This window comes from Labilibaculum manganireducens (assembly GCF_963665805.2).
Classification (GTDB): domain Bacteria; phylum Bacteroidota; class Bacteroidia; order Bacteroidales; family Marinifilaceae; genus Labilibaculum; species Labilibaculum manganireducens.
Genome location: NZ_CAXXEE010000003.1, coordinates 2531569 through 2544822, shown reverse-complemented (window position 1 = coordinate 2544822; position 13254 = coordinate 2531569). Strand labels below are relative to the sequence as shown.

Here is a 13254-nt window from a genome sequence, read left to right as displayed (position 1 = left end):
TTTTCAAAAACTGTCAGGTTTTTTGTTGAGGAATATTTCAATTTTTTTTAGACTGCGTCAACTCCAATCAATTGAATATCGAAGATAAGAACCGTTCCGGCAGGTATGAGTCCAAAATCGGTATTTCCGTATGCTAAATGCGAAGGGATAAATAAGATTCCTTCACCTCCTTCTTTAAAATATTGGATTCCTTCTGTCCAGCCCGCAATAACATCTGCCATATTAATTTCCAGTCTTTCATTTTGATCGAAGATATTGCCATCGGTAAAATAGCCAATGTAGCTGATCGTAATGTTTGAAGTGCAGGTGGGATGCTTGCCTTCTCCTTCTTTGGATATGTGGTAATATATGCCGGAATCGCTTTTTTGAGCTTCCAGTTTATTGTCGGCAAGATAGGCTGTAATTTCTTCGTCGTTTTTATGCCGGAAATTGCGTTTCGTCATCTTTTTTTGAAAATTTGGTGAGTACAAAAATAGATAATTCTAATCTTGTTTTGCATTGCAAAGCCACTTTCGTGATCTTGATTCTTACCATTGAATAGAAATATGCACAAAACAATCAAGGCAACCTAAAAAGGGAATAGTCTTTATCAGGGAATTTAAATCTATCTTTGCACCCCACTAAGAAACGAAAGAAGAAAAGTGTCTCTTACTGGCAATAAATTATTCCAGCATGGTAATCCCGAAAGCTTTGGGCACAGGCTATATGGCAAAACTTAAAATTATAATCAGATGAAAGATCTTTCCAAAATAGAAAAGATAAACAAAGTAATTGAAGAATATTTTAACACAAATAGTTCACTTACAATAACACCGGTAAAAGATTTGATGCCGGCCTTTATTAAAGCAGGAATTTTTGCAAAAGATGTGAAAAAAGGATTGCCAATTCGCTTAATCCTTAGGGAACTTGATGCCGAAGATCAGTTAGCTTTAATACCTTTTGTTCATACCGAAAGACATGGAGAACATACTTATTGGTATTTTGTTCCGGCCAATGCACCTGCTCCGGATGCACCCTACAAACAGGAAAAAAAGAAACCGGAAAATGATCCGATAGCGATTCGTTTAAACAGTGATGAAACCTATGTTATCGCTTTATGCGATAAAGTTTTATCGTTAACATCGGATCGTCAAAAAAGATTTGATTTCCTTTTGGGAGATCTGCATAAAAATGGAAAAAAACAAACCATGTTGCCTGTAGATGCTTATTATGAAGAATTGCAATTGGTGATAGAATACAAAGAAATACAGAATTTCAGACCTGTTGCTGGTTTTGACAAAAACAAAGATGAGGAAGAGGAAGAAGAGGAAAGAACAAAGACTGTGTCGAGAGAGGAGCAACGAAGAATATACGATGAACGAAGAGCCAAAGTTCTTCCAGAGAATGATATCTCTTTGGTCGTAATTTCTTATTCTGATTTTGAGTACGACGATAAAAATAAAATTATCCGCAACGAAGAAAACGATCTGAAAATAGTGCAAAAAGCATTGAAAGGTTTTTGTTAGTAAAAGATAAAATGAGTTGAATTATTAATCCTCCTTGAAATAGGGGGATTTTTTTATGAAATAGCTCGATCTGTAAATCACATAAAAAGCAACTAATCGAGTTCTAAAAGTAGATCAGGTTTGTTTAAATATAAAAGGAATAGGTTATTTTTTTATTTCTTCTTTTTATAGAAAAAGACACTACTTCCAATTCATGTCTCAAGGATAGAGTTCATTTTGTCAGGTATTTTTTTTGATTTTATCTGCAAAAAAATCATTATAAATAGGGATTTCACATAACATTTGGATGAGCTATTTTTGTCAAGAAGAATGTATAATAATTTAGATCGTGATTATGCTATTCACAAAACTCATTAAAAACGAATAAAAAAGAAGTAAATGGTTGCTTTTACAAAAAACAGTAAAATGGCAGAGGTGATCTTAAGAGATTATCAGTTGCTTCCTATTATATCTCGATTTGGAATAAAATTAGGATTCGGTAATAAGAGCATTGAAGAGATTTGTACAGATCGGAATGTAGATCTTCCATTTTTTTTAGAAATATTAAATTCTTATCACAGTATTGATTATTTCCCGAAAAATCATTTGTGCGATTTTAATGCCGATGTTATGGTTTCCTATTTAACCAATACTCATTCTTACTATTTAAATTCAAAAGTACCGCATATAGAACTATTCATTGATCGGATGGATCAGGCAGCTCAATTTGAGAATAGTAGAAATGTTGCTTTGTTAAAACAGTTTTTTAATGAGTATAAAATTGATATTGAACATCATTTTAGTGAAGAAGAAAAGAATGTATTTCCTTATATACTTGCTTTAGAAAAAGCCTTAAAATCAAATAATTGTTCACCGCAGTTATTAGAAAAAATAAAACGTGAACCAATAGAGATATATGAACGTAACCACGAAAGTCTTGAAGTGAAACTGGCTGATATGAAAAACCTAATCATAAGGTTTTTGCCACCTTTAAATTGTGAAGACGATTGTGAACATTTACTTACAGAATTATTTCAACTGGAATGTGATATTGAGGATCACACAAGAATGGAAGAGAAAGTATTAATTCCTAAAGTTAAAATGTTAGAACGAAAAGTACTGGAGTATTATGGAGTTTGAGGATAAAAAAATGCAAACAGTAATTGCTTCGGATCAATACCTGATTAGACTAGGAGTTAAAACACTTTTAAATGTGATTGGAATAGAATCGGATTTATACGAAGCAGATAGCTTTGAGGAGCTGGAACGACTTGTGAATGATGTTCCGGATTTAAATTATTTAATTCTTAGCGAAGATCTTTTACCCAAACAAAAGCAAGATTGTTTAAAAGATATTAAAGGTTCTTGTGGTCTTTGCAGGGCAATAATAATTGGTCAGCAAAAAATACCAAATTGCGTATTTGAGCATTTTATTCTCCACTCTTATAACAGAAAACAGGTGGTTGAAAAATTACAACTCTTCTTTCAAGAGTCGGATTCCACTTTTGGAAATCATGATTCCGGTACTTTAAGTGATCGGGAGATTGATGTTTTAAAGGCAGTAGCTTTAGGTTGTTCAAATAAAGAAATTGCTGATCAATTGTTTATTTCCATCAACACCGTAATTACTCATCGGAAAAATATTACCCAAAAATTAGGAATAAAAACTATTTCAGGATTAACAGTTTATGCCTTAATGAATCATTTTATTAAAGCTGAGGAGGTGAGGTAATCGGAATCCTAATAAGTAATGATTTCTAATGTTTCTCATTGAAAAAATCATAATAAATGATTATTGTAAAGATACATTGGGCTTTTTACATTTGTATTGATAATTAATTTAAATAAAATGTAATGCAAAATATTGGAATTTTTTACGGATCGTCAACAGGAAAAACAGAAACAGCAGCTAAATTAATACAAGCTGCATTTGGCGAAGATATTGCAAGTGCTATTGATGTGGCAAGTGCAAAATCACAAGATGTGGAACAATTTAAAAATCTAATTTTTGGAGCATCCACTTGGGGAATTGGGGATTTGCAAGATGATTTTGAAGACTTTTTATCAGACTTATCGAACACTAATTTAGAGGGACGTAAAGTAGCTATTTTTGGTTTAGGAGATCAGGAGGCTTTTTCAGATTCATTTGTTGATGGAGTAGGTGAAATATATGAGCAACTGGGAAATAAAAATTGTGAATTGATTGGTGGAACTTCCATTGAAGGATATGAATACGATGCCTCAAGAGCAGAGAAAGATGGACAATTTGTTGGACTGATACTAGATGAAGAGAATCAGAGTGAAATGACGGACGAAAGAGTAACACAATGGGTGACACAATTAAAGAATCAATTTAATTAAATGAAATGGAAATCACCTGTTTGGATTATAAAACCGCAGATATGCAAATACTACTTCATCATGTTTATGAATATAAAAAAGGTTTAAGAAGTCTTGTTTTACACACAATGAGTAGTAAAGAAAAAGATAAAACAGAGGAGTTATTGATTAGAAAGGGAATTAATTACTTTTTGCACTCGGTTAACGAAAATAAGATTAATGTTTTTTTTGGAAAAGAAGAGTGTATACAGATAATTTTGTCTTTTGGTGAAAAATCTTTATCTCATTTTTCTGACGAAGAAGATTTTATACTTGGAATTATGCTTGGCTACGACAGAACTCTGCAATACGAAAGATATATGAAACGAAAAGGGATAGTCACACCAATTTCAAATTCCCGACAAGTAGGTTGAAATTTTTATTTTTGCTGCTAATTCAATACTCACTTTAGATACTCCGATTATTCTTTAGTGAGTATTTTTTTATGAACTAGATTTGTTCACAATAATAGAACTTATTTAATATCTCAAAATCCGGCAGTAAAATTTGCATACTCAATTAATGATGATTATATATTGGATACCTATGGTATAAGAGAATGGATAAATAATATGCTAACAATGCAATTAACCGACCCCGACCGACAATTGGATGATTACACTATTGTGGCTTTGTAAGAGATTACTCATTGTAGTATTATTTTATTGGTTTAATGCCCTGTTAGATGTGTTTCTGACAGGGCGTTCTGTTTTACCCCTAATATATGATGATAGACCAGCCTGTGATTTCATCACAAATGAGGATTGATAGATGGAGTAAGGCCTAGTAGCTTTGCATTGCAAGAAGAGAAGTTACTCTTTGGTAATGATTAGTTAATTGAGTTTACAGAATGAAGTTTAGATTCAAAGTATTTTTTGGTTGTATGTTTTTTGTACTGCTTTCATTTCATGGCAGTGCTCAAGGAGAATATACAATTAAAGGAAGAGTGGTAGAGAAGGATTTAGGAGAATCAGTTGCATTTGCGACAGTGGTGTTAAAAGATATTAGTATTTGGTCGATAACAGATAATGAAGGAAATTTTATTCTTAAAGATATTCCTTATGGAGAATATAAAATACACATCTCTTGCTTGGGTTTTAAAGCTGTAGAAAGTTCTATTGTAATTAACTCTGACAGAACTTCATTGCTATTTAAAATGGAAACAGAAAACCATAATTTAAGTGAGGTAATTGTAATTGCGGAAGAATCGAGAGAAAACGGAACATCTTCCACCATTAAGAAAGAGGCTTTAAAACACTTGCAGCCTTCCAGTTTTGCCGATATTTTGGAATTGCTCCCTGGAGGTGTAAGCCAAAAGAATTCGATGACCACGATGAAATTGATTTCATTGAGAGAGCCTGGTAGTGCCTCTAGCTTTAGTAATGATTCATATGATTATAATTCATCCTTTGGAACATCATTTGTGATTGACGGACAGGCAATTTCCAATGATGCAGAATTGCAAAATGTAACCGGATCTTATAGTTCAGATCGTTACATAAGGCGACGAAATACGACTGGTAAGGGTATTGATATGAGATTGATCTCTACAGATAATATTGAATCTGTAGAAATTGTTCGAGGAATTCCTTCTGTAAAATATGGGGGCCTCACCAGTGGTTTGGTCAATATCACACGGGCTTATAAAGCAAAGCCCTTGACTGCAAGAATTAAAGCAGATCCAGGTTCTAAATTGTTCTCGATAGGAAAAGGAGTGAATTTGGGAGGAAGTAAAAGCTTGAATGCCGATATTGATTATTTGGATTATAAATCCGATCCCAGAAATCCGAAGGTAAATTACAGTAGAATAACTGGATCAGTGCGTTATGGAAGCAGATCAGAATCCGAAAATGGCTTATTTACTTTTAATGCAAATATTGATTATACCGGATCGTTTGATGAAACTAAGAAAGACCCGGAGATAGACCTACCAGAAACTGATAAGTATAAGAGTAAATACAATAAAGTGAGTGCAGGTACCACTCTTTCATGGCAGTCTTATAAATCTTCATTCTTTAAAGGAATTGAGGCTAGAGTTAATGGTAGTTACACACACAATCAAAAGGTCATAGATAAGTCGGTACTGGGAAATAATACACCCATCATGACCAATAGAGAGGAAGGAGAATTTTACAGTGAGTATTTGCCGTCATCCTATTTGTCTCACCTTGTGGTTGATGGCAAACCTATCTATTTGTTTGCAGATGTTTCATCGGATTTCCAATTGGATATTTTCAATGTAAAGCAAAACATTCTAATCGGAGCAGAATGGAGATACAACAAAAACTTTGGAGATGGAGAGGTGTATGACGTAAACCGTCCATTGTATCCAGGAAATGGCAGATCAAGGGTTTCAAAAGATATTCCTTCTATTCAACGACTGTCATTCTATATGCAAGATAAGTTAAGTATTCCTATTGCGAATCACAGGTTAAATCTACAGGGGGGTGTAAGAGCAACACAGGCCTTGAATATGGCATCGGATTATGCTCTCTCAGGGAAACTCTATTTCGATCCCAGAGCTAACATGAGATGGCGCTTTCCTAAGTTCAATTTATTTAATAGAAGTGGATATGTTGAGTTAACTGGTGGATATGGGGTGCATACCAAATTCCCAGGGCTGACACACCTATATCCAGATATGCTTTATCTCGATATCGTTCAGCTAAATTATTTTTCTCAAAATAAAGATTTAAGACAAGTACAGTATAAAACCAAAATGATTGATCCAATCAATTATCAGTTGAAACCCAATAGAAATGAAAAGTTTGAATTTGGATTTAATTTAAAATTGGGAAAGGCCAGAGCTTATGTAACAGCATATCACGAATTGCTTAAGAATGGATTTAAGCGATTGGGATATTACGATGTAATGGATTATAAACTGTACGATATTTCGTCCGGACCAGCCGTTAATGATTTGAAAGCACCTCCAACTGTTGAAATGTTCGATTATGAGGCAAGAAAGGAGTTTGTTTATTACTCGAAGAGAGGGAACGGAGCTAGAGAAGAGAAAGTAGGTGTTGAGTATCAAATTGATTTGGGACAAATTGATGCCATACACTCAAGGGTCTCAATTAATGGTGCTTGGATGAGAGCTAAATACGATTTAAGCGATGCAACTTACAAACACCCAAGTACAGTAATTGATGGAAAGGATTATCCATACATAGGATACTACAACTGGGACAGAGGGAAAGAATATGAACAGTTCAATACCAATTTTAGAGCGGATACTCATATTGAAAAATTTGGTTTAATGTTCTCAACAGCCATACAGTGTATGTGGTATCATCAATTTAGATATAATCCTCATGATGGTATGCCTGAGTATTATTTTGATATGGATGGAAATCAGTTTGAATACAATGAATCACACACAACAGATCCGTTATTACGATTCTTATATCACAAACCAAGTCCAAATGACTTTGACTTGTATAAAACTCCTATTGGTATTGATGTGAATCTTACCGTATCAAAGAGCATAGGTGATCAGATGGAACTATCCTTTTATGTAAATAGAATTTTAGATTATCATCCGGATTATACGCGTAGTGATGGCACTAAAGTAACTCGAAAAGTATCTCCATACTTTGGAATGGAACTTAATATTAATCTTTAAATAATAATAAAAATGAAAAAACTGATATTCGGTTTAAGCCTTTTAATGGTAGTATCCTTGTTCTCTTGCAGCGATGATGATGATCCAATATTGCAATCAGATTTGAATTTGGTGTTGAATCCACCTGCAAAACTAAAGGCACCAACATTTAAGAATGGTACGGTAACTGTTACTAATGTTAATTCCGGAGAAGAAATTTCCAAGGATTTATATGGATTCATGCTTCCAACATTGAACATGGAAGATGGTCTTTACAATTTTACTGTAGAAGTCGAAGTGGATTATTTTACTAGAGATGTTGATGATAAAATAATTTATGCTACCACGGGGATTAGAGGCTTTAGCGAGAATGTTGAAGTTACAGGAGGATCTTTCGATCTTACTATCGACTTATTTGAGTACAGAAAGAATACCAGTTTTGTGATTTCAGAAATCTTCTTCAGTGGAACAAAAACACCAGAAGGAAAACAGTATAATGATGATAAATACTTTGAAATCTATAACAATACGGATAAAATCTTATATGCTGATGGTTTATGTATTGCGGAATCTGAACTAAATACAGCTCAGTCATTGAATGAATATACTCCTGATGTACGAAAAGAATATACACCTGTTAGTTCAGTTTATAGAATTCCCGGATCAGGAAAAGAATATCCTGTTGAACCTGGAAAATCTATTATTGTATGTGACGTAGCTATTGATCACTCTGCTGAGAATGCGAATTCATTTGATTTATCGATTGCAGATTTTGAATGGTTCGATGGTGCTGATGTTGATGTAGACGTACCGGAAGTTCCTAATATGGAGAAAATGGTTTCTACTTCAGCTTCTGTTTGGGGACTTCACAATCGTGGATTTACTTCTTATGTGATCTTTAAGATGGATGATATGACACCAGAGAAATTTAATACTGATAACGCTTACCACTATCAATATACTTTTGTATGGGGTGACTTTGTAAAAGTTATGGATTTTGATGCTTGGAAAGTTCCAAATAATATAATTATCGATGCAGTAGAATGTTCTACTGTTTCTGATTACGAATGGAAAGCTCTCGATTCATCATTAGACCTTACCTGGACTCATGCTGGTGACGGGGATGATGCTCGTTACGGAAAATGTGTGAAGCGTAAGGTAAGTCACAAAGAAGGTAATCGTATTGTTTTATTGGATACCAACAACTCAGAATTCGACTTTATTCCTACTGCTGATCCTACACCAGGTATAATCGAAGAGGAATAATCCAATATTAACCTTAAAGAAGATCCGTTGGACTTGTCTCTGAGGGTCTTCTTTAATTTTATTGTTTACATGCTAACACAAAAGTTAAAATCCATTCTTGGAATTGTCATTCTCTTAAATTTAACAGCATCAGCATTTGCTCAAGATAGAAATGCGAATGCCGTTGATTTTGAAAAGGAATTAATTCAAATACAAAGTGGGATTTGGGATAATCCTGCTATGCTAGGTCATCAATACAATAAATCTTTTACCGATGTTTCTTTGGTTTGGAAACAGAGGAAAGCAAATGGCTTGTACAGAATTGAAACTGGAAACAAAACATCCTCAATTGATTTTGATGCTTATTCGTTTAAAAGACGTGAGAAAAACTTTGTGTTTGGAAGAGCAAGTTACAGCAAAAACAATATGGATAATATTAAATGGAATACAGTAAGCGATTACAGTGAATTGGCTCCATATATCGTGGCGGATACTATTGGTGGAAAAACGTACGGCGAAAATTATTCATTCGAAGGAATATACAGTCTGATTCAAAAGAAAAGTACTTATGCCCTTCAGGCCAAATATAGATCCTCAGAAGATTACAGAAAATTAGATCCACGACCAAAATCTACCGTTTCTGATTTAGAAATAAAATTAGGAGGTACAAGAGAAATCAATTCAAAATATATGATTGGTCTGTATGCAGGATATCATGATTATCAGCAAGATCATGAAGTAGATGCGTTGCGACCTGGTACAGGGATTGAAGTTTTTTATCTGAGAGGATTAGGTATTAGCGATGAGAATTTCTCAACGGTTGTAACCAATAGTGGAGGTGTTGGTAATATTTATGAAAAGAAAGGGTATTCACTGGGTACACAATTGATTCCCATTGGCCAAACAGGATGGTATCAGTCATTCTCATACAAAAAGTCGAAACTGGAATTATTAAAAATAGTTGGGACAGGCTATGATATTGTGAATGATTTTGATGCTGTAGAGTTTAATTTCTCCTTGGGAAAACAATTTCAGTTCTCCAATAAAACAGTTAAACTAAAATCTTTCGGATCTTATCAAAGTAAAACAGGGTCTGAATACAACTATAATCATAACAGGCAACTTTTAAGCGTTACCGAAAAATATTCAGCCAAGTATCTAGATGGAGGTTTTACAAGTATTTTATTGGTAAGGGGTATTAAGCACAGTTCTTTGTATCAAATGGAAATTAAATACTCTTCTGATGAGTCAGAATATAAGATAGCTAATTCTAAAAATCCCAAACAAGAAGTAGAACATGTAACGCTTAGGCTAAATACAGGAAGAAACTTTCAGTTTAGTAAATCTAGCTTGAATATAAAACTCGAGGCATTAGCCCAATACTGCATTAATAGTGATTTAACAACTTCATCTTTGGCAAAAGGAAAGGCAAATGAAAGTTTGATTGTTCCAAACTATGAGTATTTAAAAAGTGATTGGCTGAGCTTGGCTTCGAATATTCGATACGATTTCGACACAAAAAATACTTATGGTATTTATACCAAACTAGCTTATCAATACATGATAATAGAAAATTCTAAATCACAATACAGTTTCAATTTTGCAATTGGATTAACACTTTAAACATATATTTTATGCAACAAGCTATTGTTGAATGCAAAAACCTAACTCACTATTACGGCAAACGCTGTATTTATGAGAATTTGAATTTTGAAATCCCGAAAGGACGAATTTTGGGATTATTAGGAAAAAACGGAACCGGAAAAACAACAACCATTAACATTTTAAATGGTTATTTACAACCGCGAAGCGGAGAATGCTTAATGTTTGGCGAAAGCTCGGCAAACCTTTCACCAGCAACCAAACAGAAAGTTGGTTTGTTAATTGAAGGACATGTGCAGTATTCGTTCATGAACATTTCGGAGATTGAGAAGTTTTATTCTGCCTTTTATCCCAAATGGAGAAAGGATGCTTACTATGAGTTAATGAAACTGCTGAAAATTGATCCCAAACAGAAAATATCCCGAATGTCGTGCGGACAAAAGTCGCAGGTGGCTTTGGGCTTAATCCTGGCACAAGATCCAGAGCTATTAATTCTCGATGATTTTTCGATGGGCTTGGATCCTGGTTACCGCATGTTGTTTGTTGACTATTTAAGTGAATATGCTAAAGCGGAAAATAAAACCGTTTTTGTTACCTCTCATATTATTCAGGACATGGAACGATTGATTGATGATTGTTTGATTATGGATTATGGTCGTATTGTGATGCAAAAGCCAGTTAACGAACTTCTTGAATCATTTAAACGCTACAGATTTACATGCGAAAAGCCTGAATTGTTAGACAATAGCAATCACATTTATAATTCAGTAAGCATTAAAGGGAAAACAGAACTTTATTCATTACTGTCGAAAAATGAATTGGAAAAATTACTAAGCGGTAATGTTAAGGTAACCAATTCGATACAGGAAGAAAGTTTGAGTTTAGAAGAGGCATTTATTGGATTAACCGGAAAATATTAAGAGATGATCAAAGCATTATTATTTAAAGAATGGAAAAAAACCAAATGGTTTGCCATTGGTGCATTTATTGCCGGAGTAATTCTTTTGACATATCTGTTTTTAACACTAGGCAGGGCGTTTCGCATGGTAGGTTTAGAACATCTTTGGGATGTAATTGTAAACAGAGATCAGTTTTTATTCCGGGATTTAAAGTTCTTTCCTCCTGCGGTCGGATTTTGTCTGGCTTTAGCACAGTTTGTTCCTGAAATGGTTCAAAAGCGAATCAAGTTAAGTTTACATCTGCCATTGTCCAATCGTAAAATTGTTTTCACAATGTTAGGATTTGGAATGACATTGCTGATGCTAATTTTTGCACTTCACTTACTAATACTTTTGACATTCTCTGGAATTTATTTTCCTGTGGAAATAACCGGGAGCATGGTATATACTTTGCTGCCATGGTATATTGCCGGATTAGTGGCTTATGCAATGATGTCATGGATTTGTTTGGAGCCAAGTTGGAAACGAAGGATCTTCAATACTTTAATCATGTTTGCAAGCCTTCAATTGTTTTATCTGACCGATTTCCCCGGAGCATACAGTTTTGTAGTGTTAAGTGTTGTTATTATTCCATTTTATGTCTTACCGTTTGGCTACTTATCGGTTCAGCGTTTTAAAGTTGGAATACAGGATTAATATGTTCGCTTTTAATAGATATAAAAAGGCATGTAAAATCAAATGATTCAATGTATTCACACAAGTGAGTGAATTAATAATCATGAGAGTAGTATGCTGCAAATTAGAAAATAGAAACGCATGAAAAATAGATATTCAATAAATTATCTAATAATTGTTTTAGGCACCCTGCTATTAGCATGGTTGCTGCCTAAATCTTATCATCTGGTTACCGATACAGCTTCAAAAAATATATTTACTTATTATAGTTCTGTTGACAAAGCTTTCTGCACTATCGATTTTGATGATAAGGAGGAACGTTTGATTCGCAAAAACATGAATACCAATAGAGTGTATTCTGAATCAGAATTCGACAGTATACTGCCAATGTTTTATTCCAGACAATTAATGGCAGACGGAAGAATGCCCAAAAGTATTGATGGTAAAGTAATTAATCTTAATGATGTAAAACTTAAGAAATTCTTCTTTAAAATAACCCCGGCAGATAAAAATAAACCTCACATTCCTCTATACACGTTGTTTGAATCCATGTCGGGACGTGTAAGAATAGAAATGCCAGGAGATGTTTTTCGTTTAAATTCTAAAATTGAATTTATCAATCCCGAAACCAATCGGGTAAATGAAGAAAAAAGTCAATGTTTTAATAAGATTTTTGAGAAAAGGGGTTTTCGATTTCCTGCTAAAATGGCCGCGGGTAATCCTTCAACACGAAAAGCTTATGACGAAGGCTATTTTATTGTCGATAATGATGATCAGGTTTTCCACTTAAAAATGGTGAATGCAATGCCTTTTTTAAGGAAAGTTTCTTTGCCTGCAGGTGTAGTCCCTGAGTACATTTTAACCATGGAGCCAGACGACAGAAGCTTTTATGCCTTTGTATTTGATACAAATAAAAGGCTATACATTATCACAACTGATGCTTACAAACTGCAGGAAATTCCAACACCAGCTTTCGATATCAATAAAGATCAATTGTTAATTATGGCAAATCCTTTGTTCTGGAATATCAATGTAATATCATCGAAAGGGAAAACAGTTTTAGCTCTTAATGCAGATACAAAACAGGTGGTTGATGAAGTAACATTTAAGCAGGATATTTCAGAATCTGCTTATAGTAAATTTATTTTACCATTCGCAGTTGGATTTACAAATGCCAATACCAAATACATCAAACCTATGGTTTATTTTGGATCTTATTGGGTATTACTAACCAATTTACTACTGACATTGGTATTTGTTTTCATTACGAGATATCGGAAACAAAAAATACAATTGTTTTCAGTGGTTTGGATTGCAATTACAGGTATTTATGGTTTTATCGCAAACATTATATTTAATCGTTAAA

General features: G+C 33.9%; 12 protein-coding genes and 1 pseudogene. 12 read left to right on the top strand and 1 reads right to left on the bottom strand.

Annotation, left to right across the window (positions count from 1 at the left end):
• Positions 1-47: 47 nt before the first annotated feature.
• Positions 48-443, bottom strand: a complete 396-nt coding sequence (locus ACHZAX_RS09800; RefSeq protein WP_320018977.1) for an FKBP-type peptidyl-prolyl cis-trans isomerase — start codon at positions 441-443, stop codon at positions 48-50.
• A gap of 288 nt (positions 444-731) precedes the next feature.
• Between ACHZAX_RS09800 and ACHZAX_RS09795 the strand changes: the two genes are divergently transcribed.
• The 12 genes and pseudogenes from ACHZAX_RS09795 to ACHZAX_RS09740 all read left to right on the top strand — a co-directional run bounded on the left by ACHZAX_RS09795 (position 732) and on the right by ACHZAX_RS09740 (position 13253).
• Positions 732-1505: a hypothetical protein gene (locus ACHZAX_RS09795; RefSeq protein WP_218973002.1), complete on the top strand. Its 774-nt coding sequence runs from the start codon at positions 732-734 to the stop codon at positions 1503-1505.
• A 378-nt stretch (positions 1506-1883) separates the two neighbouring features.
• Complete coding sequence (locus tag ACHZAX_RS09790) at positions 1884-2624, top strand: hemerythrin domain-containing protein (RefSeq protein WP_320018976.1); 741 nt, start codon at positions 1884-1886, stop codon at positions 2622-2624.
• 10 nt (positions 2625-2634) lie between these two features.
• Positions 2635-3216, top strand: coding sequence for a response regulator transcription factor (locus ACHZAX_RS09785; RefSeq protein WP_320018975.1), 582 nt, complete (start codon positions 2635-2637; stop codon positions 3214-3216).
• Positions 3217-3338: 122 nt separating this feature from the next.
• Positions 3339-3845 carry a flavodoxin gene (locus ACHZAX_RS09780; protein ID WP_101308530.1) on the top strand — a complete coding sequence of 169 codons (507 nt, stop codon included), beginning with the start codon at positions 3339-3341 and terminating at the stop codon, positions 3843-3845.
• 41 nt (positions 3846-3886) lie between these two features.
• Positions 3887-4237, top strand: coding sequence for a DUF2023 family protein (locus tag ACHZAX_RS09775; protein ID WP_101308702.1), 351 nt, complete (start codon positions 3887-3889; stop codon positions 4235-4237).
• Positions 4238-4342: 105 nt separating this feature from the next.
• Positions 4343-4501: pseudogene (locus ACHZAX_RS09770) on the top strand (hypothetical protein); the annotation flags it as partial.
• Between the two features lie 212 nt (positions 4502-4713).
• A complete protein-coding gene (locus tag ACHZAX_RS09765; protein WP_320018974.1) occupies positions 4714-7488 on the top strand; it encodes a TonB-dependent receptor in 2775 nt (924 codons plus the stop codon).
• 12 nt (positions 7489-7500) lie between these two features.
• Positions 7501-8733 (top strand): DUF4876 domain-containing protein, encoded by a 1233-nt coding sequence (locus ACHZAX_RS09760; RefSeq protein ID WP_320018973.1) that lies wholly within the window; start codon positions 7501-7503, stop codon positions 8731-8733.
• 69 nt (positions 8734-8802) lie between these two features.
• A complete protein-coding gene (locus tag ACHZAX_RS09755; RefSeq protein WP_320018972.1) occupies positions 8803-10335 on the top strand; it encodes a DUF6850 family outer membrane beta-barrel protein in 1533 nt (510 codons plus the stop codon).
• Between the two features lie 11 nt (positions 10336-10346).
• Positions 10347-11234, top strand: coding sequence for an ABC transporter ATP-binding protein (locus tag ACHZAX_RS09750; protein ID WP_320018971.1), 888 nt, complete (start codon positions 10347-10349; stop codon positions 11232-11234).
• 3 nt (positions 11235-11237) lie between these two features.
• A complete protein-coding gene (locus ACHZAX_RS09745) occupies positions 11238-11909 on the top strand; it encodes a hypothetical protein (protein ID WP_320018970.1) in 672 nt (223 codons plus the stop codon).
• 120 nt (positions 11910-12029) lie between these two features.
• Positions 12030-13253, top strand: a complete 1224-nt coding sequence (locus tag ACHZAX_RS09740; protein WP_320018969.1) for a DUF4857 domain-containing protein — start codon at positions 12030-12032, stop codon at positions 13251-13253.
• The last annotated feature ends 1 nt before the right edge of the window (position 13254 follow it).